Here is a 26,714-nt window from a genome sequence, read left to right as displayed (position 1 = left end):
CCTATATGAATTAAGCCGCAAAGCCTACCGCAATCGGGGTGGCAGTAAAACGCCGGATGTCATTCACCTTTGTCAAAAATGCCTGTCTGGCCATGGGCGTGACTGGGTTAGTCCGCGCTTTCCGGGTTTTGCGAGGCGGTGAGGGAGTGGTTTTTCCATTGCCGTGGCGACTGTCCGGTTTGCGTCTTAAAGGCGCGGGACAGGGCGGCTTCGCTGCCGTAGCCGACTTCCCCGACGATCATTTTCAGCGGCCGACCTAGCAGCAGGGCTTTTTGCACAAGGCGTACGCGCCAGCTCTGCAGGTACTGTCCTGGCGTCATACCCAGAGTTTCCCGGAAACTGCTGGCAAACACGCTGCGTGACATGCCACTGACGCTGGCCAGCTCTTCAAGGCTCCACTCATGGGCTGGAGTTTCGTGCATGGACACCAGAGCATTGCGCAGCCGGGGATGCGCCAGGCCTGCCAGAAGTCCGGCGCGGATTTCGCCGCGTTCCATCAGGTGGCGCAGCACCTGAATCATCACCACTTCAAACAGCCTCTCGACCACGGCCAGGCGTCCACAGCGTTGTTCAAAGGCTTCGGTAAATAGCAGGGTGAGCACTGGCTCAGCACCTTCAATCTCTTCCAGCGGCAGGCACACCACTTCGGGTAGACCTAAGGCGATGGGGTTGTGCTGATCGCCTTCGAACTGAAGGTTGGCGCAGACCATGTCAGCACCACGTAGCGGATCGGTAACGAAGTGATGGGCAAGCGGGCGTGGGAACAGCAGCAGGCTGGGTCGTTCTATGTGTATGGACTGCTGCCTGTAGCCCACTCGAACAGCGCCTTGGCGGATCAGGTGTAGCTGGCCCTGGACGCCATCTCCGGGCAGTGAATTAAGCCCGCACAGGGGGCCGGCGTTAAACACGTGGGCGCTTACCGGGAAATGCCGCATCAAGGCTGCCAGTCTGTCCATGATTAAAATACTCTCGATCAAGTTTTCTGGATTTTATATCACCACAAGTATTTTTAGGCGATCAATATAGCTCCTGTCGGACACGCCCGTCCGCTTACGTTCTCAGCAGGAGTACAGGTTATGTCGATCGAAAAAATTCTCTATGTCGCCACCGCAACTGCCTCAGGTGGCCGTGATGGCCGTGCGGTGTCCTCAGACCATGCGCTGGATGTGTCGCTGTCCACGCCCAAAGCCTTGGGTGGCGCTGGCGGCACCGGCACCAATCCTGAGCAGCTGTTTGCCGCTGGCTATTCAGCTTGTTTTCTCGGGGCCCTGAAGTTTGTGGCCGGTCGTGAAAAAGTCGCTCTGCCACTGGCCACCACCGTGAGTGGCAAGGTCGGGATCGGTGCAATTCCTACAGGCTTTGGCATTGAGGCCGAGCTGACTGTGACCGCTCCGGGTTTAGATCGCGAGGTGCTGCAAGCCTTGGTAGATAAGGCGCACATCGTTTGCCCTTACTCCAACGCTACTCGCGGAAACATCGACGTCACCATCCATATCGCCAACTGATTAGCCACCCTTAACTATCAAAGGACACACTGTTATGAACCTTATATCTCGTATTCTGGCCACTCCCTTGTTGGTCATTGCCATGCAGTCAGTAGCAAACGCTGAGCCGGTACAGGCTGTGGCCGATGCAGCGATTACCCGCACGGCGACGACCATCACGCTGCCTGACGGTGTGCAGCTGTATTACAAAGATTGGGGCCCAAGGGATGGGCAAGTCGTTACCTTCAGTCACGGCTGGCCGCTGAGCTCGGACAGCTGGGAGTCGCAGATGCTGTTCCTCGCTTCGAAGGGCTACCGAGTTGTGGCACATGACCGTCGTGGTCACGGCCGCTCCAGTCAGCCCTGGGAAGGCAACGATATGGATCACTACGCGGATGACCTCGCAGCCGTCATCCAGGCGCTGGACCTGCACGATGTCACCTTGGTTGGCTTCTCAACCGGTGGCGGCGAAGTGGCGCGCTACATCGGCCGTCACGGTACTGAACGTGTTAAAAAAGCCGTACTGGTCAGTGCTGTGACGCCGCTGATGTTGCGCACGGACGATAACCCCAACGGTGTGCCATTGAAGGTGTTTGACGACATCCGTAAGGCCTCGTTGGAAGATCGTGCGCAGTTTTATCTGGACCTGGCCTCCGGCCCGTTTTACGGCTTTAACCGGCCAGGTGCGAAAGTATCCCAAGGTTTGATCAATCATTGGGTCGCGCAAGGGATGCGTGCCGGGCACAAGAACACTTTTGACTCCATTAGCGCGTTCTCAGCCACTGATTTCCGCGAGGACTTGAAGAAGTTTGATGTGCCGACTCTGGTTATCCATGGTGATGATGATCAGATCGTACCGATTGACGTAACCGGTAAGGCTGCAGCTGCTCAGGTCAAGGGGGCGAAACTGATTGTCTATAAAGGCGCGCCTCATGGGCTGCCAGACACTCACAAAGATCGCTTCAATCAGGACTTGCTGGATTTCCTGCAGCAGTGATGAAGCATTTGGATGCACCACCCGCAGGTCAGTCCTGCGGGTGGTTTTTTAGCTTAAGCGTGGGGCAAAAGCAGAGGAGAGTGAGGTGTTATTACGCCTTGCGTTGCTCTTCAGCCATGCAGGCGGCCGCAGTAAACAGCACGTCGGTGGAGGAGTTCAGCGCGGTTTCGGCAGAGTCCTGAACAATGCCGATGATGAAGCCTACTGCAACCACTTGCATGGCGATTTCACTGGGAACCCCAAACAAGCTGCACGCCAGTGGGATCAGCAGCAGCGAACCACCCGCCACACCTGAAGCACCACACGCACAAACCGAGGCCAGTACGCTCAGCAGCAGGGCGGTTGGCAGGTCAACCGGAATCTGCAGCGTATTTACTGCCGCCAGCGTCAGCACGGTGATGGTGATCGCCGCGCCCGCCATGTTGATGGTCGCGCCCAGTGGAATCGATACCGAGTAGGTTTCTTCATGCAGGCCCAAGCGCTTGCTCAGCTGCAGATTGACCGGAATGTTTGCGGCCGAACTGCGGGTGAAGAACGCGGTAATGCCGCTTTCACGCAGACACATCAATACCAGCGGATACGGGTTGCGGCGAATCTTCGTGTAGACAATCAGCGGGTTGACCACCAATGCCACGAACAGCATGCAGCCGACCAGCACCACCAGCAGGTGCAGATAATCCAGCAGGGCGTTCATGCCCGACTCAGCTAGCGTGGCCGCAACCAGACCAAACACCCCCAGTGGTGCCAGGCGAATCACTAGTTTAACGATGCTGGTCACCCCATTGGACAAGTCGGCAAGCATTTGCTTGCTGGCCGGGTTGGCGTGGCGGAAAGCCAAGCCAAGTGCAATGGACCAAGCCAGGATGCCGATAAAGTTGCCTTTCAGGAGGGCGTTGACCGGGTTGTCGACCACGTTCAGCAGCAGGCTTTTAAGCACCTCTGTGATGCCGCCGGGAGGTGAGAGCTCGGCTGTGCTGGTAGCCAGAGTCAGTGTCGACGGGAATGCGAAACTGGCGACAACGGCGATCAAGGCCGCGCTGAAGGTGCCGATCAGGTACAGCAGCAGAATTGGCTTGATGTGGGTCTGCTGGCCTTGCTCATGGTTGGCGATCGAGGCTGCAACCAGTACAAAAACCAGTACTGGAGCTACGGCTTTTAAGGCAGATACGAAAACCGTACCCAGAAAGCTGGCGCTGGCCGCGGCGTCGGGCAGCAGCAGGGCCAGTACGATGCCGGCGATCAGGCCGATAATGATTTGAGTAACAAGGCTGACTCGGTTCAGCAACTGGAGAAACGGGTTTTGCGCAGTGGACATAAGCGGATCTCTAAGGGTGGGCGAGCACGACTGCGATCTCTTCTGTACCTGCCTGGAACGGGGTCTGGCTGCGGGATGCTTACCGCGTGACGCATTTAACATTTATGAACCAAACGGTCAGGTTCACAAAAATGGTGGCAGACTTTACCACAGACCTAAGCATATTCGAGTTTTGCCAGAATGCTGCTTGCGAGTGCGCAGCTAAGCGGGTTTGCGAGGGCGGTTTGTCCAGCAGCGTGTAGACAGTGGGTGCTGAGCGTGCGGGGAGCAGGGCGCTGCTACTGAAGTGCGGGAGGACCAGAAAGGCCTAAAGCACCCGAAGGTGCTTTAGCTGGCTGAAGGTTCCTGAGTGAGGCCGAGCGGCCTGAATCAGACGATGCGATTGTGCTGACGCTCGATCAGACGGTCAGAACCACCTTCAGCGACTTGCATGTGTTGCTGGCGACGCTCGATCAGACGGTCAGAACCACCTTCAGCGACTTGCATGTGTTGCTGGCGACGCTCGATCAGACGGTCAGAACCACCTTCAGCGACTTGCATGTGTTGCTGGCGACGCTCGATCAGGCGATCAGACCCACCTTCCGCGACTTGAATGTGTTGCTGGCGACGCTCAATCAGGCGGTCAGAGCCACCTTCAGCGACTTGCAGGCGTTTGTGCTGGCGTTCAATCAGGCGATCGGAACCACCTTCCGCAACCTGCATGCGTTGGCGCTCAATCAAACGATCAGAGCCTCCTCCAGATTGCAGATTAGCTCCATGAGTGATCAGGGTTTTAACGCTGCTGTCGTGTGATTCGCCGAGCAGTGGCTGTGCGCTATGTACTGGCAGGGCAAAGCTGTTCAGGGAAAGTGTGCCCAGAATTATGGCGGCGAGAAGTTGCTTTTTCATTGTGTGGCTCCTTGTGATTTCACATAAAAGTTGAGTACGGAGCCAATATTAATTCTAAAAATTAGATATAAAAGTTTACTGTGTTTATGGTTGAAATTGACGCAATTAATAGTGGTTTTTACTCTATTAAAATCAATGTATTGCGTTGTATTTGTGGGCGGTAATCACTTTTTTCATATCGATTGATAATAGATAAATTAAATCTGTTTTATAGATATTTTAGCAGGGTAAGTAATTGTAGATCTCTTGTGCGGAGTGCTTGATATTCTGAACACCGGCTGGGTATGTTGTGGTTCCGCTATTAGGTTCCTAAAGGGACGTACGCTGATGAGTTCAATCGCTGGTTCCGCTTTGGTTGAGATGCTGCAGAATGTGAGTGAGGTGGAGTGCGTAACTCCGGATCTCAATGGCGTTGCGCGTGGCAAGGTCATGACTCAGGAAGGCTTTGTACAAGGCCGCCGCCTGCAATTGGCCCGCGGTGTTTTATTGCAATGCATCATGGGTGGATATCCGGATGCCAGCTTTTATGGGAGCGATGATGGCGACCTGGCCTTGGTTCCAGTTCTTGGCCAAGTACATCGTCTGCCTTGGGCGCAGCGGTCGAGGGCTTTTGCCATTTGTGATGCGGTAGAGCTTGATGGCAGGGATTGCGGGCTATCAACCCGAGGCTTACTGAAAAAGATCGTAGCGGCCTATGCTCAGCGAGGCTGGCAGCCTGTGGTGGCCACCGAGCTTGAGTTCTTTGTGTTTGCGCCTAATAAAGACCCGCAGCAGCCTTTTCAGCCGCCCGTTGGCCTCGATGGTCGGCGCGAGACAGGTGGTTCGGCATTCAGTGTCAGTTCGGCTAACGGCCTTCGCCCGTTCTTTGAGGAGGTTTATGCCTGCATGGCTGCTCTGGGCCTGCCGCGCGACACCTTTATGAGTGAGATGGGGCTTAATCAGTTTGAGATCAACCTGCTGCACGGTGATCCACTGTTGTTGGCTGACCAGACCTTTTTGTTCAAACACCTGCTTAAAGAGGTGGCGCTGAAGCATGGCCTGATCGTGGTGTGCATGGCCAAACCGCTTGCACACACTGCTGGTAGCTCAATGCATATGCATCAAAGCATTGTGGACCAGTCCAGTGGGCGCAATATATTTACTTTGGACGACGGCGAGGCCAGTCCTGAGTTTTACCAGTTTATTGCCGGGCAGCAGGCGGCAATGGCGGATTTCACCTTGTTGTTTGCACCGAATGTGAACTCCTACCAGCGTCTGTTCCATCCTTATGCGTCACCTAACAACGCCTGCTGGTCCCACGACAATCGCGCGGCGGGCTTGCGTATTCCTGCAAGCCCGCCGCAGGCTCGGCGTGTGGAGAACCGTCTGCCCGGAGCGGATGCCAACCCTTATCTGGCGTTGGCAGCAAGCCTGGCGGCGGGACTGGTTGGCATTGAGCGCAAGCTGGAGCCCACTGCGCCTTTGCAGGGCGAGTTCGAGGTGCCTGAAAATTTGCGTCTACCCTGTAGCATGCAGGCTGCTATCGAGCGTCTGAGAGGCAGTGCTTTGGCTCTGGAGATGTTTGGCAAGGAGTTTGTTGAGGGCTATCTGGCCAGCAAAACAATGGAGTTGAGCAGCTATTACGATGAAATCACACCATGGGAACGCCGTGTTCTGGCTGCCCATGTCTAGCGTCTGATTGCCGGAGTAAGCCTCCGGCAGCTTTGGAGTCTGGTCTTCCCCATGACGGTTATTCTTAGGTCGTTTGGTTCTCTTTACTTTGCCACTGTATTAATGCTGATCGGCTCTGGTTTGCTGAGTACGTATCTGGCCTTGCGTCTGTCCAGTAGTGCGGATGGTCTTTGGGTTGGTGCGCTGATGGCCGCTTATTACTTTGGTTTGGTGCTGGGCGGTAAGGTCGGGCACCGCCTGATCGCCCGGGTTGGGCATATCCGGGCGTACGTTGCCTGTGCCGGAGTCGTGACTGCTGCTGTGCTGGGCCATGGCTTGAGTGACTGGCTGCCGAGCTGGCTTTTCCTTAGGGCTCTGGTGGGGCTGGGGATGATGTGCCAGTACATGGTGATCGAAAGCTGGCTCAATGAGCAGGCGGAGAGTGACACGCGCGGGCGGGTGTTTGCCGGTTACATGATTGCCTTCTACGCGGGGATGATCCTCGGGCAACTGATTCTTGTTGTTCATCCGCAGCTGGGTTCTGAGCTGCTGATGGTCGTGGCGTTGTGCTTTGCCTTGTGCTTGGTGCCTATTGCTCTGACGCGCAAGATGCATCCCAAACCTCTGCATCCGGCACCTATGGAGTTGCCGTTCTTCATCAAGCATGTGCCACTGTCGCTGACTACCATTGCGGTGTCGGGTCTTATGGTTGGGGCGTTCTACGGCCTGGCGCCATTGTATGGGGCTCGTATGGGGCTCACCACCGAGCAAGTCGGTGTATTTATGGGCTGCCTGATTCTGGCCGGGGTGTTGGTTCAGGCCCCTCTGGGCTGGCTGTCTGACCGTTACGAGCGGATTAAACTGATTCGCTCCTGCACCATAGCGTTGGCTGTGGCCTCATTGCCTCTGGCTGTGATGACCGAAGCATCCATGGCTACGCTGCTGGTATTTGGTTTTATCGTGTGTGCCTTGCAGTTTTGTCTCTACCCGCTGGCGGTTGCGCTGGCCAATGACCATGTTGAGGCGGACCGTCGCGTTTCGCTTACTGCAGTGCTGTTGGTGGTCTTTGGTGTGGGGGCGTGTGCGGGGCCATTGCTGGCCGGTTTGATGATGCGCCTATGGGGAGCGAACATGCTCTATGTGTTCTTCTTCATCTTTTCACTCATTCTGATCATTCGCGTGCGCCCGGCGCTGTCGGTCCACCTGTATCAGGATCAGGATGCGCCCTTGCAGCACGTGGCTATGCCTGATGGTATGGTCGGCTCTCCATTGGCTGCTGCCCTCGACCCGCGGGTAGATGAGCAGGTGGTACAAGAGCAGATGGTTGCACCGGCTGTTGCAGAGGTCGAAGCAAGGCAGAGTGAGGCGGAAAAGGACGCTGGTAATTGAGCGGTGGCGGGCGACAGGTTTGCCGTGTCGCCCGCCTGTCAGAATAGGCCTTCGCTTTCGAAGCGGCGGGCCTCGCGCTGAAGCTGATAGACAAAGCGTTCGACTTGGCGCTGAGCCTGACCATTGATGCTGTGAAAACGTATCCCAACGAAGCTCAGATTGACCTTGTCTTCAAACTGAACGTGCCGAATCTCAATCGGCGTGGTCATCGCGCCGAAGGGCAGGTGTGCCGTGAAGCATTCATGGATTGCGCCAGGATTAAGGATGTTTTGAACGTCTCCGCTAAAGCGCACCTTGGCCCCTGTGGCGGAAATATCCATCAATTGACCGGACAGCGTTCGATTGTCATCCAAGGCCAGATCAACCTTTACCGGATCAGTCTGCTTGAGCGGTGCTCGATAGGCGTTGCGGCGCTGGTGGTAGGTGATTTCCTGCGGCAGGTGGCAGAAATAGCAACGGTGGCCTTCATACTCGCCAGCGGAAATGGGCAGATTCGATTTCCAGGCTATTCGAACGCCTTCATGGAAGCCCTCGGCAGTAAAGTGTTCGCCACTGAGTAGCAAGCGCTCGCCGTCAGACGGCATGATTTCATCGAGAATCAGCAGTTGCTTGTCCCTATCTACATCAATGACATAACTCTGGTAGCGCTGGGTGCGGTTTACAAAGCTGATCACCAGCGGATCGTTGTGCTGTTGCAGTAGGCGGAGGTTGGCGACGATCTCAACGGGCGCTTTTAGGGTTCTTGGGGGTTGTGGGCCATCATCCTGGCTGAATGGGTTGGACACGGTCCGTGGTTCTCCACATTAAATCTTGGGGCAAAATTGATGGCTATATGACATCATAATCGCTAACCCTGTTCAATTACGAATAGTAGGGGTTAGGCCTGATCTAGAGGCCGCTGCTGGCTGACCCTGAGGGTTGAGCCGCGCTTGTCATAGAGATTGGGTGTGTCGCTGCCATGCAGCAGGTTGAGCATCGCGCTGGTCGATTTCTGGCTGGTGCGAATCAGGCGACCATTGCGCTCGTTGCCAGTTCGGCACTGTTCAAGCAATGCGTTGAGCTGATCACCTTGCTCAAGCAACTGCTGCCCTTCGGGCACTGTGTCGGCAAGTGCCTTGAGGCCTTCACGGCTGGTTCCGAGGTTAAGGTTGGTCAGGATCTGGCTGCGGGCTTTGGCGTGCTGATCGAGCAGAGCGAGCAGCGGCTGCTTCTTGCCCAGAATCTCTTGTAGCTGAGTCAAGTCACGCTCGGTAAGCGCTTGGAATTCACTTTCGATCAGTTCAAGCAGCTGTTCGGCAGTGCGGATATCGTCACTGAACAGTTCAAGTAGCGTTGTGCTGTGCATGTTGGGCTCTTAGGGGAAGCAACAGGACGCGGAGGGCGGTTCCTGTTAGGCGGCCAAAATCCCCCAGCGTAGCCCGAGACTAGCGCTGGGATTCGAAATTGAGCAATTTGCTTGCGACGCGCTGGCTGTCAACCTGGTAGCTGCCATCTTCAATGGCGGCTTTGAGCTGGGCAACACGCTCTTTGTTGACGACGGGCTGGTCGCGAAGCTTTTCACTGACTTTCTGCAGTTGCTGGGCTTCCCGGCTCAGGTGAACAGTCTCACCGGATTTGCCTGCGTTCTGTGCTTGTTCAGCTGCTTTTGCTTGAGGAGCTGGGGCTGGCTGATTACTAATGGCTTCATTACGGCCGCCGGACTGGACATTGCCAGCGCGGCCTGAATTGCCAGGCGAAGCGGCATTGTTGAGTCGGTTGATGTCAGTGACCATGATGTAAACCTCGGGCTGTATTTGGACGCTTGCCAGTTTTTCGGCTGCTCTAAAGAAAACTTTAGTGCTTTTTTACCGAAGGGCGTACCCGATACGGCGCTGGAAACCAAAGTGGCTGATTTATTGAAGCGAGATTAAACAAGAATCGTCTCTACATTGCCACTTCCACTTGCCCTGGCCCCACTACACGGGCCCTGACGACTCGATTGGATCTGAGGTTTTTTACGCTGATCTGTTTACCCACGGTGCCATTGGACAGCGCTTCACCGGGCATGCGCACATTAATGCTCCCGGTCTTAGCGGTTATGACAACTTGGTCGCCTTTACGAATGGCTTCAGCTAATTGCACTTGAGCAGGGCTGAGAACCTGATCGGGGAGTAGCGAGCGCGTCAATTTTTTGCCGATGGCTTGGTTGAGGTCAGTCAAGTAACCCTGATTGAGTAAGCCGACATCGCGCTCTGCCAAGGTAAGGTCCATTTCACTCAATTGACTGTCGCGCTTGAGTGGTCGGCTGGCTGTGACCACTTGTCTATAGAGGCGCACTTGAGCGGGCACGAAGATCGTCCACGGGCTGCTGCCATCACAGCGTACGCGGACAGTGGTGCGGCCTATGGGTTCGCCTGGGCTTTCCAGTGTGCTGATCAGTTCCTGGTCACATAACGGCAAGCGCAGGCGAGGGTCCAGACGGCTGATTTGAATCTCGTGGCGGCCTGCAATTTGGCTACGTTGTAAATATTCGCTCACGGTTAGCTCAAGAAAAGCTTCTGCCGCGCCGATAAGCTGATCAGTGCGAGTAACAGTGGCTAATGCCACATTGCTATAGCCGAGCGTCAACAAAGCAGGTACAACTGCCAGCAAGTGAAGGCAATTAGCCATAGCGCGTCGGTAAGTTGTCATTTCAGTTTTCATGATTCTGTAGAAGCAAGGTGCGTGCCGCCTGCTACGCTGACAGGATTCTGCTACTCATAATTAAGGAGTTTGGGTATGGCCGGTGTGATGGATTCGGTTAACCAGCGAACTCAGTTGGTTGGCCAGAACCGTCTGGAGTTGCTGCTGTTCCGTCTGAACGGCAGCCAGTTGTATGGGATCAACGTGTTTAAGGTGAAGGAGGTGCTGCAGTGCCCCAAACTCACCATCATGCCCAAGTCCAGCCCGGTGGTTCGTGGCGTTGCCAATATTCGTGGGGGGACGATTCCAATTCTGGATTTGTCCATGGCAACGGGTAGTCGCCCGCTGCGGGATATCGACAACAGCTTTGTCATCATTACTGAATACAACACCAAGGTTCAGGGCTTTCTGGTGCATTCGGTTGAACGCATCGTCAACATGAACTGGGAGTCGATTCATCCGCCACCCAAGGGTACTGGTCGTGACCATTACCTGACGGCGGTGACTCATCTGGATGACCAGATGGTGGAAATCATTGATGTGGAGAAAATCCTCGCGGAGGTTTCACCCACATCAGAGGTGATTTCTGAGGGTGTTCTGACGCCGGAGACTCAGGCCCGTGCAGTCAATATGCGGGTGCTGACCTGCGACGATTCGTCCGTGGCGCGCAAGCAGGTGTCCCGTTGTCTTGAGACCATCGGCGTGGAAGTGGTTGCCCTCAATGATGGCCGCCAAGCCTTGAATTACCTGAAGGATATGGTTGAGGAGGGCAAACGGCCTGATGAGGAATTCCTCATGCTGATCTCCGATATTGAGATGCCGGAAATGGATGGCTACACCCTCACCGCAGAGATCAGAGCTGATCCACGTATGCAAAAGTTGCACATCATCCTGCATACTTCACTGTCCGGGGTGTTCAACCAGGCAATGGTTAAAAAGGTTGGGGCGGACGATTTTCTCGCCAAGTTCCATCCCGATGATCTGGCAGCTCGTGTTGTCGACCGTATTAATGCGGTTACGGCAAGCGAAGGCTAGCGTCCAGTTAAATGTATGTTTGTTGAGGCTGAGTGAGTGTCTACAGGTAATTTGGATTTTGAGCAGTTCCGGACTTTCCTGGAAAAAGCCTGCGGCATTTTGCTTGGCAGCAATAAGCAGTACCTAGTTGCTAGCCGTTTGAACAAGTTGATGGAACAGCATGGCATCAAGTCCCTCGGCGAATTGGTTCAGCGTATGCAGACCCAGCCGCGTGGTGGCCTGCGTGAGCAGGTTGTTGATGCCATGACCACCAATGAAACCCTGTGGTTTCGCGACACCTATCCCTTCGAAGTGCTGAAAAGCCGAGTGTTGCCTGAGCTGATCAAGGCTTACCCGGCGCAGCGCCTGCGTATCTGGTCGGCGGCCTGCTCGTCTGGTCAGGAGCCGTATTCGCTGTCGATGGCCATTGATGAGTTTGAGAGGACCAACCTCGGTCAGCTCAAGGCTGGTGTGCAGATTGTGGCCACGGATCTGTCTCCGTCGATGCTGGCGGCGTGCAAAGCCGGTGAGTACGACAGTCTGGCGATGGGGCGCGGCCTCTCCCAGGAACGTCTGCAGCGCTACTTCGACCCGAAAGGGCCTGGGCGTTGGGTGGTCAAACCTGCTATTCGCAGCCGCGTCGAGTTTCGTCCGCTTAACCTGTTGGACAGCTACGCCACGCTGGGCAAGTTTGATGTGGTGTTTTGCCGGAACGTGCTGATCTACTTTTCCGCTGAGGTGAAGAAAGACATCCTGACCCGCATCCACGCGATGCTGAAGCCGGGTGGCTATCTGTTCCTTGGTGCGTCCGAAGCGTTGAACGGCCTGCCGGATCTGTATCAGATGGTGCAATGCAGTCCGGGCATTATTTACAAGGCAAAGTAAGCCATAGGCGAGGTGTAACGGGAGGCTGAGACCTCCCGTTTTTGCATTCGTCGCCTGCGTATTTGCAGGCGTAAGTCTGGCGACAAGTACTGGTAGTATGAGTCGGCGATCAAACTCGGTGAGTGGGTTATGCAGCGCGATCACAGAGAACAGTTGAATCTCAGTTGGCAGGCCAATGCCGATGCGTGGACCGCTGCTGTCAGGGAAAAACGCATCGAAAGCCGCCGGCTGGTGACCGATGCTGCGATCATCCAGGCCATCCTCGCGCTGGCCCCCAAACGTGTGCTGGATATCGGCTGCGGCGAAGGTTGGCTGTGTCGGGGTTTGGTGGAGCATGGTATTGAGGCGGTCGGGGTCGATGCCTCTGAACCGTTGATTGCTGAAGCCCGTAAGGCTTCCGGCAGCACTCCCAAATACCGTATTTGCGGCTATGCCGAGCTGGAGTCTCAAGCTCCGCAGCTCGGACGTTTTGATGTGCTGGTGTGCAACTTCGCTTTGCTCGAAGAGCCCCTGGCCCCGACCTTGAAAGCCATGCACAGCTTGATCAGCAAGGACGGTCGTCTACTGATCCAGACCCTGCATCCATGGCGTGCCTGTAACGATGCCAGTTACCGCGATGGCTGGCGGGTTGAGACCTTTGCTGGTTTTGGTGAAGGCTTCAGTGAGCCAATGCCTTGGTTTTTCCGGACCCTGGAGTCGTGGCTCAGCCTGTTCTCTGAAACGGGCTGGCGCTTGCAGTGGCTCCAGGAGCCGCTGCATCCGGAAAGCGAGCAGCCGGTGTCGCTGCTGATGCTGCTCAGCTCGGAAAATAACTGACCTGCTCAGCCCTTGGCGACGCTGACCCCTTCGAGGTTGGCGAACGAGGTGTCTTTGGCTGTTAGCAGGAAGTCACGCATAAACGGCGCATCCAGCATGTCCGTACGAATACCGGCATACAACGTGGCAAACAGGCCTTTCTCGCCAAGACGTTTGGCCGTGACATAACCCCGAGAACTGTATTCATGCAACGCCCAGTTGGGCAACCCGCACACGCCGCGCCCACTGGCGACCAGTTGCATCATCATCACTGTCAGTTCCGAAGTACGGACCTGGGCCGGTTCGACGTCTGCAGGCTCCAGAAAACGAGTGAAAATATCCAGCCGGTCACGTTCCACCGGGTAGGTAATCAGGGTTTCACTGGTCAGGTCTTCCGGGCGGATGCAGCTCTTGCCTGCCAGCGGATGCTGATTGGCGACGGCCAGCATCGCTTCATAGGTAAACAGCGGCACATAGGTGATACCTGCGATTTCGAGCGGATCAGAGGTCACCACCAAATCCAGATCGCCACGGGCCAGGGCTGGGAGCGGGGCGAAGGAGAAGCCTGAGGCCAGGTCCAGCTCCACCTCCGGCCAGGCGTCGCGGAATTGGTCGATGGTCGGCATCAGCCACTGAAAACAACTGTGGCATTCAATCGCCATGTGCAGGCGGCCGGCGGTTCCTCCGGCCAGTCGGGCCAGATCCCGTTCGGTGGCGCGCAACATCGGCAACACCTCATCTGCCAGTTGTAGCAGGCGCAGGCCAGCGCTGGTAAAGCGTACTGGCTTGGTTTTGCGTACGAATAGTTGCATACCCAGACGTTCTTCCAGTTCCTTGAACTGGTGAGACAGTGCGGATTGGGTCAGGTGCAGCCGGTCGGCGGCATCGACCAAGCTGTCGCTCTCGCGCAGGGCGTGAAGGGTTTTCAGGTGGCGTAGTTCTAACATGGAGGCTCTTTGCTGTTCAGGTGATGCCATTGTGCTAATAGCTGAACATGAGAAAAACTATTGATCAAGACAAATATATTGAGTTTGTCTCAATTTGGTTGGCTGCCGAGAATGTGCCCATCTTGAATACTGATGGAGCACTACGACATGGCCTTGTCTCATAACCTTGGATTCCCCCGGATTGGTCGCGACCGCGAACTTAAAAAAGCCCTTGAAGCCTACTGGCGTGGCGAGCTTAGCGAAGTCGGCTTGCGCAGTACCGGTCAGCAGCTGCGTGCCACGCACTGGCAGGTCCAGAAAGAGGCGGGTATCGACCTGCTGCCGGTGGGGGATTTCGCTTGGTATGACCAAGTCCTGACCCACTCGCTGATGTTTGGCGTGATTCCTGAGCGCTTCCGTCCGAAGTCGGGTAAGCCGACTCTGGAAACCCTGTTTGCTATGGCGCGTGGCACCGTTGCGGCTGAGCACGGCAGCAGCTGCTGTGGCGGTGCCCATGCGCAAGAGATGACCAAGTGGTTTGACACTAACTATCACTACTTGGTCCCTGAGTTCACCCGCGATCAGCAGTTTGCTCTGAGCTGGGAACAATTGTTTGAAGAGGTTAAAGAGGCCATTGCCTTGGGCCACAACGTCAAGCCTGTGGTGATCGGCCCGCTGACCTATCTGTGGCTGGGCAAGGCCAAGGGTGAGGAGTTCGATCGCCTTGAGCTCTTGGAGTCGCTGCTGCCTGTCTATGGGGAGGTGCTGCAGCGTCTGGCCGGCCTTGGCGTTGAGTGGGTGCAGATCGACGAGCCGATTCTGTCGCTGGACCTGCCCCAAGATTGGAAAAACGCATTTGAGCGTGCCTATAACCTGCTGCAGCGCGACCCTCTGAAAAAATTGGTCGCCACGTATTTCGCAGGGCTGGAAGACAACCTTGGCTTGGCCGCTAGTCTGCCGGTGGACGGTCTGCATATCGACCTGGTACGCGCTCCGGAACAGTTCCCCGGCATTCTCGACCGCTTGCCTGCCTATAAAGTGCTGTCACTGGGCATTGTTAACGGGCGCAACGTGTGGCGCACCGATCTGAACCAAGCACTGGAGATTCTGCAGCAGGCTCAGGAGCGTCTAGGCGATCGCCTGTGGGTTGCGCCGAGTTGCTCGCTGCTGCATAGCCCGGTGGATTTGGGGCGCGAAGATCGTCTGGATGAAGAGCTGAAAAGCTGGCTGGCCTTTGCCGTGCAGAAGTGCGAAGAGATCGCGGTGCTGACTTTGGCGTTGAACGATCCGAACAACAGCCAGGTGCAGGCCGCCCTTGAACTCAGCCGCAGCGTGCAGGCCACCCGTGCTGCGTCGCCGCGTATCCACAAGCCTGAGGTGCAAGCGCGCCTGGCGGCGGTCACTGCCCGGGACAGTCAACGACATTCGCCGTTTGAGACGCGCATCAAGCTGCAACGTGAGCATCTGCAATTGCCGCTGTTCCCGACAACTACCATTGGCTCGTTCCCGCAGACCTCAGCGATTCGCCTGGCGCGGCAGTCCTTTAAAGCGGGCAAGATTTCTGAGGCGGAGTACACCGAGGCGATGTACAGCGAAATCCGTCATGCCGTTGAGGTGCAGGAAAACCTCGGCCTGGATGTGCTGGTGCATGGCGAAGCTGAGCGTAATGACATGGTTGAGTACTTCGCCGAGCAGTTAGATGGCTATGCCTTCACCCGTTTTGGCTGGGTGCAGAGTTATGGCTCCCGCTGCGTGAAGCCGGCGGTCATCTACGGTGACCTCAGTCGTCCTAAGGCGATGACCGTTGAGTGGATCCGCTATGCCCAAGGGCTGACCAATAAGGTCATGAAGGGCATGCTGACTGGCCCTGTGACCATGCTGATGTGGTCGTTCCCGCGGGATGACATCTCCCGCGAGCAGCAGGCTCGTCAATTGGCTCTGGCGATTCGGGATGAGGTGGTGGATCTGGAGCGCGCCGGCATCCGCATTGTGCAGATCGATGAGGCGGCGTTCCGTGAGGGGCTGCCACTGCGTAAGGCGCAGTGGAACAACTACCTGAACTGGGCGACCGAAGCCTTCCGCCTATGTGCCAGTGGTGTGGCGGACGAAACTCAGATTCATACGCACATGTGCTACAGCGAGTTCAATGATGTGATCGAGTCCATCGCCGCTATGGACGCGGACGTGATCACTATTGAAACCTCCCGTTCGGATATGGAGCTGCTGGACGCGTTTGAGGCATTCGACTATCCGAATGAGATTGGCCCAGGTGTGTACGACATTCACTCACCCCGCGTGCCAGATACCCGCGAGATGGTCCAGCTGCTGCGCAAGGCCGCCCGGCGGATTCCGGCTCAGCGCCTGTGGGTCAACCCGGACTGTGGCCTGAAAACCCGTGGTTGGGCTGAGACGGAAGCAGCGCTGGTGAACATGGTGGTTGCTGCGCAGACCTTGCGCAAAGAGTTTGCCTGAGGCAACTCGCGAAGCCGGACGGCAATAGCCGTTCGGCTTTCTTCATCAAACTGTCACGGTTTTGTGGCAGCAGTCTTGAATCGCTATCGGCAGAATCTCGCATTTTGCGCCAACTGCGTCCTGCAGTTTCAGCTTCTGGTGATGTATGCGATTTATCCTAATTATTACGGCCCTGCTGTGGGCCGTACCGTCTTTTGCGTCCTCCCGTTGTGATGTCACAACGGCGGTTCGGTACGCCGATGCAGGCGATGTGCAGTTGGCCTATCAGAGCGTCGGCTATGAGCGTGATCCGGTTTTACTGCTGGTGATGGGCTTGGGCGGCCAGTTAATTAACTGGCCCGATGAAGTGGTTACCAGCCTGTGCGAGCAGGGCTTTAGGGTTGTGCGTTTTGATAACCGCGATGCCGGGCTCAGCCGCTGGAAGCAGGCCCCGGTGCGGCGCAATCTGGTTTATGAGGTGATCCGTTATCGTTTGGGCTTGCCGGTGGATTCCGCCTACAGTTTGCGGGACATGGCCGGTGACGCCCTGAAACTCATGGATGCGTTGAACGTGCAGCGTTTTCATGTGTTGGGTGCAAGCATGGGCGGGATGATTGCTCAGCATCTGGCTGATCTTGAGCCGCAACGCGTACTTACGCTGACGCTGGTGATGACCAGTTCCGGTGCGGCAGGTTTGCCGTCGCCCAGACCTGAGCTGATGGAGCTGCTGACCCGGCGCGAAGCTAAAGACCGTGAACAAGCTCTGGAACAGCAGGCAGATTTACTTTCGGCACTGAGTAGTCCGCTGGTTCCTGATGACCGCAAGCTGCTGCTGCAACAGGCGGAGGAATCCTATGACCGTGCCTTTAATCCCGAAGGGGTGAAACGTCAGTTGATCGCTATTCTGGCTGAGCCAAGCCGGGTCGAATTGCTTAACCGTCTGCACGTGCCGACGCTGGTGGTACACGGGACTGCGGACCCGCTGCTACCGGTGATGCACGGTGTGCATGTGGCGGCGCATATCAAGGGCAGTGAATTGAAGTTGATTCCGGGGCTGGCGCACCGCTTTCAGGAGGCGTTCAAGCAGCCGATTCTGTCAGCGGTACTGCCGCATTTGCAGGCCCATCGCGGGGATACCCATCTGGCTGGTCTGTAAATCAGCGTGGAAGGGCCTGCATGGCTCAAACGTGATCAGCCGATGGTGATCGGAGGCAGCTTAGTCAGCTCTACGGTTTGCTTCTTACGCGGAGCGAGAATCTCGGCAACGCCATCTACAACCAATTGGTCGTCTTGGTTGAATACGCGGGTGGCAACCTTGACGCGGAATTTCGGCAGCTTCTCCAGAATCTCCAAACGCACAGTCAGGGTGTCACCGAATTTCACCGGAGCAGTGAAACTCATGGTCTGGCCGATATAAATGGTGCCTGGGCCAGGCAGCTCGCAGGCGACAGCTGCGCTGATCAGTGCGCCGCTGAACATGCCGTGGGCGATGCGCTCTTTGAACATGGTGCTGGCAGCATATTCGGCGTCCAGGTGCACTGGGTTGTGATCACCGGACACTTCGGCAAACAGCTGGATATCACGCTCGGTCACAGTTTTGCTGTAGCTGGCGGTTTGACCGACTTCCAGCTCGTCATAGGTGGTATTGGTGCTTTGAGTCATTACGTTCTCTCTTGCTCAGGTGGTGTTTGTTGCATGGGGTCGAGGGCCTTTAACAGCCAGTCAATGATGTAACGCGTAGCCTCATCACGGTTGGTTTCATTCAGCAGTTCATGCCGGGCTTCGGGGTAGAGCTGGACCTGAACATGCTGATGACCTGCCTTGCGCAATGCACTGGCCAGATCTAGCTGACGCTGGCCCTGACTAACCGGGTCACAGCTTCCGCCGATGACCAGCATCGGGAGTCTACTGTCGATCTGGGCGAGGTTGCGCAGTGGGGTGATGGATTGCAGTCCGCCAAGCAGGTCAATCCATAGCTGATTGCTGCAGCGCTGTCCGCAGAAAGGGTCACTGATGTACTTGTCGACTTCGTGTGGGTCGCGGCTGAGCCAGTCGAATGCGGTGCGGTTGGGCTTGAAGCGTTTGTTAAACGATCCGAACGAAACATAGTCAATCAATGCACTGCGTCCTAATGGACCCTGCCGCCAGCGTTCGAAACGGGCCAGCTTTTGCCCCATCTGGTACAGCGCGACTGGTTGGTAATTCGAGCCCGACAGAATTGCGCCTGCCACGCTGCAGCTGTGGCGCATCAGATAGGCCATGCCGATGTAGCTGCCCATGCTGTGGCCGAGCAGAAAAATCGGGGTTTGCGGATGGTCACGTCGAATATGGTGGTTGACCCGCTCAAGATCACGGATGACCAAGTTCCATCCGTCAGCATCTGCAAAGTGCCCGGGAGTACCGTGTTCGGCAGCAGTTTTGCCGTGACCGCGCTGATCGTGGGCATACAGTTCAATACCTTCAGCCGTTAGCGCTTCAGCCAGGCGGGCGTAACGACCGCTGTGTTCCGACATGCCATGGGCAAGCATGACCACCGCCTTGGCGGGTTGCCCGCAGGACCAGTGATTGAGGTACAAGGGCGGCGCATCCGCGCAATCCAGCCACAAAGAATGATGGTTCATCGGGAGCCCTCCAGCGACCGGCTGATTTTCACCATTCTGCATTCCGTTGCCTGTGTTGGCAAAACTAGGTCCTTTTCAGAGAGCCGCTGCTGGCTGCCGTTCTGGATCTGGCTGATTGGAAAGAGGGGGGCAGCAATAGGTTCAACCTGCGGGCATTTATTCCGTGATTTACGCGATAAAGTCCGCCACCAGCGGCGACAGCTGCTGCTTGCGCCAGACGAAATAGATGTCGCAGGGAGTCAGTTCATTTGATCCACCTGATGCCGGTAATAGCAGTTTTTGCCAAACACATATGACTCAAGCTCCCCCAACTCCTCGGGGCTGATGACGCTGCGCGCGTTTGCGAACATGCCCGTGGGCTTGGGCACAAGGTGGTGCGTGAGGCAGGCGTTATGCAGCACGGCAAGACCGTGATCGCTTTGCTGCAAGGCCCGGATGGCTACAAGGTCGAATTGATTCCGAGGGGCATGCAACACGACTGATTGGTGGATACGGCATGCCATTGAGTACCTAAACGGATTTGCCCGGGTGCCTGAAACACCGATACGTGGCATGCTTTGCAGCCGCGTCCGACCCTGAACAGGCAGGTGTCCGGTGCATTTCCACTGCGTACATGACAAGGCATTTATGGCATCCGTATCCAAGCAACAAAAGCGCGCTCAGCGGGCGAAGACCAAGGCCCGTGAGAATCGGGTGAAACGCCAGGCTCCTGCGCCTGATCTGGACCCGAATGATGATCGCATCGACCTCGAAGCCGTCGACCTGACCGAGCTGTTTATCGCCATGCGCGATGCCGGTAAGAACAGCCAGCAGGCGCTTTGCCTGGCTTTCCTCAATCATCCGCTGCTGGAAATCGTTTTTGAGCAGGAAGGTGAGGAGGGCGCGACCGACTTTATTCTTGCCGCGTTGATTGAGTATCACCAATGGGCTGAGGGCAGTGACGAAGCGGCTGCACTAGCCTGGATTGAGAGCGAGCAATTCCGCCAGGATTATGTTGCGGCAAGTCAGCAACTCAGCGGCGCGCAATAACGTGTAAACCGTATTCGCCGCGCGCCTGCACAGGACGTTTGAGTCAAATGCTTCGCCGTGTTTCAGGGCAGCACCATGGGCTGAGCGTGCGGCCCTATATATCAATAGCTTGCAGAGGGGAGGCAGAATTCATCCCATCAATCAAGCTTTGGCGCTATTTGCCAGTTCCCCGTTAGCTGCTACTTTCCCTGCAACTCCGCATGTGCGGAATGAAGTTCTCAGGGTAAGAGGATAAAAATAATGCAGTCGGATTTCTGGAATGATAAGCGCCCAGCTGGCGTTCCAAACGAGATAGACATTAGTGCCTACAAATCGGTCGTCGAGGTGTTTGAACGCTCCTGCAAGACCTTCGCCGATCGCCCGGCCTTCAGCAATATGGGAGTCACGCTGACTTACGCTGAACTGGACCGTCTCTCTGCTGCCTTTGCAGCCTACCTGCAAAAAAACACTGATCTTCAGCCCGGCGACCGCATCGCCGTGCAAATGCCCAACGTCCTGCAGTATCCCATCGCCGTATTCGGTGCCATGCGTGCCGGGCTGGTGGTGGTCAACACCAACCCGCTGTACACCGCGCGGGAAATGCGCCATCAGTTTAAAGATGCCGGGGTCCGTGCCTTGGTGTATTTGAATATGTTCGGCAAGCTGGTCCAGGATGTACTGCCAGATACCGAAATCGACTACCTGATTGAAGCCCGTATGGGCGACCTGATGCCTGGGCTCAAGGGCTGGCTGGTCAATACAGTGGTCAAAAAAGTTAAAAAGATGGTGCCGGACTTTCACCTGCCCCAAGCGGTTCATTTCAAAACTGCACTCAAGCAGGGCCACGGCCATGCGCTTAAGCCGGTCAAGCTGACTCAGCAGGATATCGCCGTACTGCAGTACACCGGCGGTACCACTGGTGTGGCCAAAGGTGCCATGCTGACCCACGGTAACCTGATCGCCAACATGCTGCAGGTGGATGCCTGCATGTCGCAGTTAGGCGCTGATGGTACGCCGATGATGAAGCAGGGCCAGGAGATCATGATCGCGCCGCTTCCGCTGTATCACATCTATGCCTTTACCGCGAACTGCATGTGCATGATGGTCAACGGCAACCATAACGTATTGATTACCAACCCCCGCGATATTCCTGGCTTTGTTAAAGAACTGAGTAAATGGCAGTTCTCCGGCTTACTGGGACTGAACACCTTGTTTGTCGCGCTGATGGATCATCCGGAGTTCCGCAACCTCGATTTCTCCCACCTCAAGCTGACCAACTCCGGCGGTACCGCGTTGGTCAAGGCAACCGCTGAGCGCTGGAAAGAAATCACCGGCTGTACCATTGTTGAAGGCTACGGCTTGACCGAGACCTCGCCAGTGGCCAGTGCTAATCCCTATGGCGACGCGGCGCGCCTTGGCACTGTGGGCATCCCGATGCCTGGTACCAGCTTCAAAGTGATAAATGATGAAGGCGTGGAGCAGCCGCTCGGCGAGCGCGGTGAACTGTGCATCAAAGGTCCGCAAGTGATGCTGGGTTACTGGAATCGTCCTGAAGCGACGGCAGAAGTGCTGGATGAAGAGGGTTGGTTCAAAACCGGTGACATCGCGATCATTGATCCGGATGGCTTTGTGCGTATCGTCGATCGTAAAAAAGACATGATCATTGTCTCGGGCTTCAACGTATACCCCAACGAGATTGAAGATGTCGTTATGGCCCATCCGAAAGTGGCCAACTGTGCTGCCATTGGTATTGCCAATGCCAAATCCGGCGAGGCGGTTAAGCTCTTTGTGGTTCCGCGTGATGCATCCCTGACGGTTGAAGAGCTGCATGACTACTGCAAGGAAAACTTCACCGGCTACAAAGTCCCCAAAGAGATTGTCCTGCGTGATGCCTTGCCAATGAGCCCGGTTGGCAAAATCCTTCGGCGAGAGCTGCGCGACACGGTGTAACGCTTTCGTATCTACCATCAGGCGCTCTGAGCAGGCTTGCAGAGCGCCTTTTTTAATCCCGCCAGCCTCGAATCGTCAGATAAAACCTGTGACCAAAGTGTGTTTGCGAGTCATTTTAATGACCGCTTCGACGCATTTTGGTGCTGGTCGCTATTTGGCAAAGCTGCTACTCTCGGTCAGCTTTTTTGTGCCCTGACGCTATAAAAGTGCACATATAAATAATAAAACGGTCGCATAAACATGGGTTTACGCGGCCCGAAGATCATGGTGTTGCTGAGGAGTGGTCTTTTATGACCGAGAATTTTTGGAAGGATAAATATCCAGTCGGTATTCCTACCGAGATCAATCCAGATCTGTATCCGAATATCCAAGCAGTACTGAAGGACTCCTGCCAACGTTTTGCCGACAAGCCTGCATTTAGCAACATGGGCAAAACAATCACCTATGCAGAGCTGTATGAGCTCTCTGGGCATTTCGCGGCCTATTTACAAAACCAGACCGACTTGCAGCCGGGTGACCGCATCGCTGTACAACTGCCGAATATCCTGCAATACCCAGTTGTGGTGTTTGGTGCATTGCGCGCAGGTTTGATTGTGGTGAATACCAACCCGCTTTACACCGCGCGGGAAATGGAGCATCAGTTCAACGATTCCGGAGCGAAGGCGCTCGTCAGTCTGGCCAACATGGCGCACCTGGCAGAGCAGGTCCTGCCTAAAACCAGCATCAAGACAGTTATCATCACCGAAGTGGGTGACATGCTGCCGCCGCTCAAGCGTTTATTGGTGAACGCTGTAGTTAAGCATGTGAAGAAAATGGTGCCGGCCTACAACTTGCCGAACGCCACCAAGTTCACCACTGTCCTGAGTAAAGGCCGTGCTCACAGCGTTAAAGACAGCGCACCGTCCAGCGCTGACATCGCAGTACTGCAGTACACCGGCGGCACCACGGGCGTTGCCAAGGGCGCGATGCTGACCCACCGCAATCTGATTGCCAACATGCTGCAGGTCAAGTCGCTGATGGGCTCAGAAATGAGTGAAGGCAGCGAGGTGCTGATCGCGCCACTGCCGCTGTATCACATCTATGCCTTCACCTTTCACTGCATGGCGATGATGCTGATTGGCGGGCACAACGTACTGATCACCAATCCGCGTGATCTGCCTGCAATGACCAAGGATTTGGCCAAGTACAAGTTCACCGGTTTTGTCGGCCTCAACACCTTGTTTGTTGCACTGTGCAACAACGAAGAGTTCCGCAAACTGGACTTCTCCACGCTGAAGGCCACCTTCAGTGGCGGTATGGCGTTGCAACTGGCCACCGCTGAGCGTTGGGAGCAAGTAACCGGCTGTGCCATCTGTGAAGGCTACGGGATGACGGAAACCAGCCCGGTGGTGTCAGTGAATCCGTTTGGTTGCAACCAGATCGGCACCATTGGTATTCCTGTTCCCTCGACTCAGTGCCGCATCGTTGATGACGCTGGAGTCGAGCAGCCCATCGGCGCTATTGGCGAACTGTGCGTCCAGGGGCCACAAGTGATGAAGGGCTACTGGCAGCGCCAGGATGCAACGGATGAGATCCTCGACAGCGAGGGTTGGCTGCGCACCGGCGATATCGCAGTGATTCAGGATGACGGCTTTATCCGTATCGTTGACCGTAAGAAAGACATGATTCTGGTGTCTGGCTTCAACGTCTATCCGAACGAGCTTGAAGATGTGCTGGCTACCTTGCCGGGTGTTTTGCAGTGCGCGGCCATCGGTATCCCGGATGAGAAGTCAGGCGAGGCGATTAAGGTGTTTATCGTGCTCAAGCCTGGCGTAAGTCTGACTAAAGAACAGGTTATGGAGCATATGCGCAGTAACCTGACTGGCTACAAGGTGCCGAAGGCGGTTGAGTTCCGCGATGTGTTGCCGACCACCAACGTAGGCAAGATTCTGCGCCGCGAGCTGCGTGACGAAGAACTGAAGAAGATGGGCAAGAAGTAAGGCTGTTAGAGGCACTTATAGCTTTTAGACGTTACCCACTTCACTTGTAAAAATGCCGTAGCCCTGATCGAGGACTACGGCATTTTTATTTGGGATAAGTCTGCCAGCCATCTGGCCCTTCGCTAGCTACCGCTAAGAGGTCCGCCACGGTGCGCTATTTATCTCGCTAAACCTCTTCCACGTTAACTCTAGAGCACTCCTGAATGAGCATAGGGTGTGGGCATCAATAACGCAGGCGAACTTAATATGGGCTTGTTGAGATAGGTGAGCGCAATCGTCGCCGATCAGCTGGTACGCCAGGTGATCTCTTCGACCCCGTCGGCACTGATGCGCATCCAGCGGTCAGCCTGCTCGTCGCTTTCTTCCTCTTCCCAGCCGCCGGTGGAGCAGCGTACTTCCACGTTGAGAGCGGCAAACGCTGCTTGTGCGCAGGCCAGATCGTCGTCCCACGGAGTGGCGTCGCTTTCCAGATACAGGCTGTGCCATTTGCCGACGGCGTTTGGCAGCCATGTAACGGGTACATCACCAGCGCGGCATTTGTAGGTCTGACCTTTCTGTTGCCAGTCGCTGCATGGGCCAATAGCGCTGCTGAGCCAGGCGGCGATTGCAGTGTGGTCGGCGTCTTTGAGGTAAATCTCGATATCGGGTTGGCGCATGCTCATAGCTTCTCGATCCAGTCATAGCGGATGGCAACAGTTACGTCGAAGGGCTCAGCGATCACTGCCGCACGGCGTTCGGCGCTGGCGCGCCAACCGTGCGGGGTCATGGCTAGCAGATCGGCACGGGCTTCGCTGCTTGCAAGGTTCAGGGTAAAACTCAAGGTTTCACTGTGCGCCAGACGCATGCCCTCAGGAATCAGCTCCAGGTGCTTCTGATCATCGTAGTCACGCACTTCATCATAGAGCTTCTGGCGCAACTGCATGAGGTGATCACGGGTCGGGCCCATACGCAGTAGGCCGCCGGCGGGAGCGAGCAGGCGGCGTGCTTCCAGCCAGTCCAGCGGGCTAAACACGCTGGCCAGCAGCTGGCAGCTGGAATCTGCGAGCGGAACCCGTGCCATGCTGGCGACCAGCCAACTTAGTTGTGGGGCGCGCTTGCAGGCGCGCTTGACCGCTTCACGGGAAATATCCAGTGCGTAGCCATCAGCGTCGGGCAGGGCGTCTGCCAGCTGGGCTGTGTAATAGCCTTCGCCACAGCCGATGTCGACCCAGCGCTCAGGCGCGTAGCTTGCTGCCAACTCAGCCAGGCGCTTGGCCAGCGGCGCGTAGTGGCCGCCCTCAAGAAAACGCCGACGGGCTTCGACCATTGCTGCGTTGTCGCCGGGATCACGGCTATTTTTGTGCTGCACTGGGAGCAAGTTCAGGTAGCCCTGCCGCGCGCGGTCGAAACGGTGGTTAGCCGGGCAGACCGCACCGTTATCGACGCGCTGTAAGGCGCCCTGACAGATAGGACAGATCAGACTCATGCCAGTAGCTTGACCATGGTCTGGTAATAGATTTCGGTCAGCACATCGAGATCGCTGGCCAGAACGCGCTCGTCAACCTGGTGGATGGTTGCGTTGACCGGGCCCAGCTCAACCACTTGTGTGCCGAGGGTGGCGATAAAGCGTCCGTCCGAGGTTCCGCCGCTAGTAGACGGCTTGGTATCGCGACCTGTGGTGCTCTTGATGCTGGCGGCGACGGCATCCAGCAATGCGCCGGGCTCAGTCAGGAACGGCAGGCCAGAAAGCGCCCAGTCAAGCTCATAGTCCAGGCCATGTTTGTCCAGAATCGCCGTGACCCGTTGCTGCAGGCCTTCCACGGTGGATTCGGTAGAGAAGCGGAAGTTGAATACCGCTTTCAGCTCGCCCGGAATCACGTTGGTAGCGCCTGTGCCAGCATTCAGATTGGAGACTTGGAAGCTGGTCGGCGGGAAGAAGTCGTTGCCGTTATCCCAATGTTCCGCGGCCAGTTCGGCCAGTGCGGGAGCTGCCAGATGGATCGGGTTGCGGGCCAGATGCGGGTAGGCCACATGGCCTTGCTTGCCACGAACGGTCAAGGTGCAACCGAGGGAGCCACGGCGGCCGTTTTTGACCACATCGCCGACCAATTCTGTGCTGGAGGGTTCGCCAACGATGCACCAATCCAGGCGTTCGTTACGCTCGCGCAGACGCTCGACCACCGCTTTGGTGCCGTGCTGTGCCGGGCCTTCTTCGTCGCTGGTGATGAGGAAGGTAATACGGCCTTTGTGCTGCGGATAATCCAACACAAAGCGTTCAACTGCGACCACCATGGATGCCAGGCTGCCTTTCATGTCGGCTGCGCCGCGGCCACAGAGCATGCCGTCGGCATCAATCAGCGCATCGAACGGCTGGTGCTGCCAGTTCTGCGCCGGGCCGGTGGGGACGACGTCGGTATGACCGGCAAAACACAGCACCGGGCCGTCTTGCTCGCCGTGGCTGGCCCAGAAGTTGTCGACCTCTTCAATGCGCATCGGCTCGACCTGGAAGCCGCATTCGGCCAGACGCCGCATCATCAGCTCCTGACAGCCTTCATCAAGAGGTGTAACAGACGGGCGACGGATCAGCTCGCAGGCGAGTTCCAGCGTCGGGGACAAGGGCGCAGCGGTGGTGGTCATTACAGCTCCAGAACGGCTCAGGCGGAAAGGGGGCAATCTTAAAGCAAAACGGCGGCCAATGGCCGCCGCTTCCGTGCGAATGGTG

The 26,714-nt window shown here is 56.3% G+C and carries 25 protein-coding genes; 12 read left to right on the top strand and 13 right to left on the bottom strand.

The genetic code is table 11. The features are described from left to right. Positions 1 to 107: 107 nt before the first annotated feature. Complete coding sequence (locus tag AO726_RS03135) at positions 108 to 959, bottom strand: AraC family transcriptional regulator (protein ID WP_058067078.1); 852 nt, start codon at positions 957 to 959, stop codon at positions 108 to 110. Positions 960 to 1,076: 117 nt separating this feature from the next. On the opposite strand from AO726_RS03135, the gene AO726_RS03130 reads away from it, so the two are divergent. Together AO726_RS03130 and AO726_RS03125 are read left to right on the top strand one after the other, a co-directional pair. Next, positions 1,077 to 1,505 carry an organic hydroperoxide resistance protein gene (locus AO726_RS03130; RefSeq protein WP_058066586.1) on the top strand — a complete coding sequence of 143 codons (429 nt, stop codon included), beginning with the start codon at positions 1,077 to 1,079 and terminating at the stop codon, positions 1,503 to 1,505. A gap of 34 nt (positions 1,506 to 1,539) precedes the next feature. Further along, the gene (locus tag AO726_RS03125; RefSeq protein WP_058066585.1) at positions 1,540 to 2,481 is read left to right on the top strand and encodes an alpha/beta fold hydrolase; all 942 of its coding nucleotides are present in this window, start codon (positions 1,540 to 1,542) and stop codon (positions 2,479 to 2,481) included. Positions 2,482 to 2,572: 91 nt separating this feature from the next. Here the strand turns inward: AO726_RS03125 and sstT are convergent, their stop codons facing one another. Then, positions 2,573 to 3,796: a serine/threonine transporter SstT gene (sstT, locus tag AO726_RS03120; RefSeq protein WP_058066584.1), complete on the bottom strand. Its 1,224-nt coding sequence runs from the start codon at positions 3,794 to 3,796 to the stop codon at positions 2,573 to 2,575. 369 nt (positions 3,797 to 4,165) lie between these two features. Next, complete coding sequence (locus AO726_RS03115; RefSeq protein ID WP_058066583.1) at positions 4,166 to 4,684, bottom strand: hypothetical protein; 519 nt, start codon at positions 4,682 to 4,684, stop codon at positions 4,166 to 4,168. Positions 4,685 to 5,113: 429 nt separating this feature from the next. Here AO726_RS03115 and AO726_RS03110 point away from each other — a divergent pair, with 429 nt between their 5' ends. Together AO726_RS03110 and AO726_RS03105 are read left to right on the top strand one after the other, a co-directional pair. Further along, positions 5,114 to 6,355 (top strand): glutamine synthetase family protein, encoded by a 1,242-nt coding sequence (locus tag AO726_RS03110; protein ID WP_162491576.1) that lies wholly within the window; start codon positions 5,114 to 5,116, stop codon positions 6,353 to 6,355. 51 nt (positions 6,356 to 6,406) lie between these two features. Further along, positions 6,407 to 7,723 (top strand): MFS transporter, encoded by a 1,317-nt coding sequence (locus AO726_RS03105; protein WP_058066581.1) that lies wholly within the window; start codon positions 6,407 to 6,409, stop codon positions 7,721 to 7,723. Between the two features lie 38 nt (positions 7,724 to 7,761). Here AO726_RS03105 and AO726_RS03100 read toward each other — a convergent pair whose 3' ends face one another. From AO726_RS03100 to flgA, 4 genes are all read right to left on the bottom strand, one after another. Further along, positions 7,762 to 8,508 carry a flagellar brake protein gene (locus AO726_RS03100; RefSeq protein ID WP_058066580.1) on the bottom strand — a complete coding sequence of 249 codons (747 nt, stop codon included), beginning with the start codon at positions 8,506 to 8,508 and terminating at the stop codon, positions 7,762 to 7,764. 92 nt (positions 8,509 to 8,600) lie between these two features. Next, complete coding sequence (locus AO726_RS03095) at positions 8,601 to 9,068, bottom strand: flagella synthesis protein FlgN (RefSeq protein WP_058066579.1); 468 nt, start codon at positions 9,066 to 9,068, stop codon at positions 8,601 to 8,603. 79 nt (positions 9,069 to 9,147) lie between these two features. Further along, on the bottom strand, positions 9,148 to 9,495 hold the full coding sequence (flgM, locus tag AO726_RS03090; RefSeq protein ID WP_058066578.1) for a flagellar biosynthesis anti-sigma factor FlgM: 348 nt from the start codon (positions 9,493 to 9,495) through the stop codon (positions 9,148 to 9,150). 151 nt (positions 9,496 to 9,646) lie between these two features. Continuing rightward, positions 9,647 to 10,405 (bottom strand): flagellar basal body P-ring formation chaperone FlgA, encoded by a 759-nt coding sequence (gene flgA, locus AO726_RS03085; RefSeq protein WP_058066577.1) that lies wholly within the window; start codon positions 10,403 to 10,405, stop codon positions 9,647 to 9,649. 75 nt (positions 10,406 to 10,480) lie between these two features. Between flgA and AO726_RS03080 the strand changes: the two genes are divergently transcribed. The 3 genes from AO726_RS03080 to AO726_RS03070 all read left to right on the top strand — a co-directional run bounded on the left by AO726_RS03080 (position 10,481) and on the right by AO726_RS03070 (position 13,099). Next, positions 10,481 to 11,419: a chemotaxis protein CheV gene (locus AO726_RS03080; RefSeq protein WP_058066576.1), complete on the top strand. Its 939-nt coding sequence runs from the start codon at positions 10,481 to 10,483 to the stop codon at positions 11,417 to 11,419. Positions 11,420 to 11,455: 36 nt separating this feature from the next. Further along, a complete protein-coding gene (gene cheR / locus AO726_RS03075; RefSeq protein WP_058066575.1) occupies positions 11,456 to 12,283 on the top strand; it encodes a protein-glutamate O-methyltransferase CheR in 828 nt (275 codons plus the stop codon). Positions 12,284 to 12,412: 129 nt separating this feature from the next. Then, positions 12,413 to 13,099, top strand: a complete 687-nt coding sequence (locus tag AO726_RS03070; RefSeq protein WP_058066574.1) for a class I SAM-dependent methyltransferase — start codon at positions 12,413 to 12,415, stop codon at positions 13,097 to 13,099. A gap of 5 nt (positions 13,100 to 13,104) precedes the next feature. Here the strand turns inward: AO726_RS03070 and metR are convergent, their stop codons facing one another. After that, positions 13,105 to 14,025 carry a transcriptional regulator MetR gene (gene metR, locus AO726_RS03065; RefSeq protein ID WP_058066573.1) on the bottom strand — a complete coding sequence of 307 codons (921 nt, stop codon included), beginning with the start codon at positions 14,023 to 14,025 and terminating at the stop codon, positions 13,105 to 13,107. Positions 14,026 to 14,172: 147 nt separating this feature from the next. Between metR and metE the strand changes: the two genes are divergently transcribed. Both metE and AO726_RS03055 read left to right on the top strand, forming a co-directional pair. After that, positions 14,173 to 16,476 carry a 5-methyltetrahydropteroyltriglutamate--homocysteine S-methyltransferase gene (metE, locus tag AO726_RS03060; RefSeq protein ID WP_058066572.1) on the top strand — a complete coding sequence of 768 codons (2,304 nt, stop codon included), beginning with the start codon at positions 14,173 to 14,175 and terminating at the stop codon, positions 16,474 to 16,476. 145 nt (positions 16,477 to 16,621) lie between these two features. Then, on the top strand, positions 16,622 to 17,611 hold the full coding sequence (locus AO726_RS03055) for an alpha/beta fold hydrolase (RefSeq protein ID WP_058066571.1): 990 nt from the start codon (positions 16,622 to 16,624) through the stop codon (positions 17,609 to 17,611). Positions 17,612 to 17,646: 35 nt separating this feature from the next. On the opposite strand, the gene AO726_RS03050 is transcribed toward AO726_RS03055, so the two are convergent. Further along, positions 17,647 to 18,117 (bottom strand): MaoC family dehydratase, encoded by a 471-nt coding sequence (locus AO726_RS03050; protein ID WP_058066570.1) that lies wholly within the window; start codon positions 18,115 to 18,117, stop codon positions 17,647 to 17,649. After that, positions 18,117 to 19,076: an alpha/beta hydrolase gene (locus tag AO726_RS03045; protein WP_058066569.1), complete on the bottom strand. Its 960-nt coding sequence runs from the start codon at positions 19,074 to 19,076 to the stop codon at positions 18,117 to 18,119. Before AO726_RS03045 ends, AO726_RS03050 begins: the two co-directional genes overlap by 1 nt. 627 nt (positions 19,077 to 19,703) lie before the next feature. Between AO726_RS03045 and AO726_RS03035 the strand changes: the two genes are divergently transcribed. The 3 genes from AO726_RS03035 to fadD1 all read left to right on the top strand — a co-directional run bounded on the left by AO726_RS03035 (position 19,704) and on the right by fadD1 (position 24,013). Further along, positions 19,704 to 20,105 (top strand): hypothetical protein, encoded by a 402-nt coding sequence (locus tag AO726_RS03035; RefSeq protein ID WP_058066567.1) that lies wholly within the window; start codon positions 19,704 to 19,706, stop codon positions 20,103 to 20,105. Positions 20,106 to 20,345: 240 nt separating this feature from the next. After that, positions 20,346 to 22,034, top strand: coding sequence for a long-chain-fatty-acid--CoA ligase FadD2 (gene fadD2, locus AO726_RS03030; protein WP_058066566.1), 1,689 nt, complete (start codon positions 20,346 to 20,348; stop codon positions 22,032 to 22,034). Between the two features lie 290 nt (positions 22,035 to 22,324). Then, positions 22,325 to 24,013, top strand: coding sequence for a long-chain-fatty-acid--CoA ligase FadD1 (fadD1, locus tag AO726_RS03025; protein ID WP_058066565.1), 1,689 nt, complete (start codon positions 22,325 to 22,327; stop codon positions 24,011 to 24,013). A gap of 284 nt (positions 24,014 to 24,297) precedes the next feature. On the opposite strand, the gene AO726_RS03020 is transcribed toward fadD1, so the two are convergent. From AO726_RS03020 to dapE, 3 genes are read right to left on the bottom strand one after another with little or no spacing between them, the layout of a single operon-like run. Continuing rightward, positions 24,298 to 24,669 carry a hypothetical protein gene (locus AO726_RS03020; protein WP_058067077.1) on the bottom strand — a complete coding sequence of 124 codons (372 nt, stop codon included), beginning with the start codon at positions 24,667 to 24,669 and terminating at the stop codon, positions 24,298 to 24,300. Between the two features lie 2 nt (positions 24,670 to 24,671). After that, entirely contained in the window at positions 24,672 to 25,478 is an 807-nt protein-coding gene (locus tag AO726_RS03015) for a putative RNA methyltransferase (protein WP_058066564.1), read from the bottom strand. Further along, complete coding sequence (dapE, locus tag AO726_RS03010; protein ID WP_058066563.1) at positions 25,475 to 26,629, bottom strand: succinyl-diaminopimelate desuccinylase; 1,155 nt, start codon at positions 26,627 to 26,629, stop codon at positions 25,475 to 25,477. The genes AO726_RS03015 and dapE overlap by 4 nt, the downstream gene beginning before the upstream one ends. Between the last annotated feature and the right edge of the window lie 85 nt (positions 26,630 to 26,714).

Source organism: Pseudomonas sp. TTU2014-080ASC (genome assembly GCF_001446935.1).
GTDB lineage: Bacteria > Pseudomonadota > Gammaproteobacteria > Pseudomonadales > Pseudomonadaceae > Aquipseudomonas.
The sequence above is the reverse complement of the archived record's forward strand: the minus strand, read 5'-3'. Positions and strand labels throughout refer to the sequence as shown.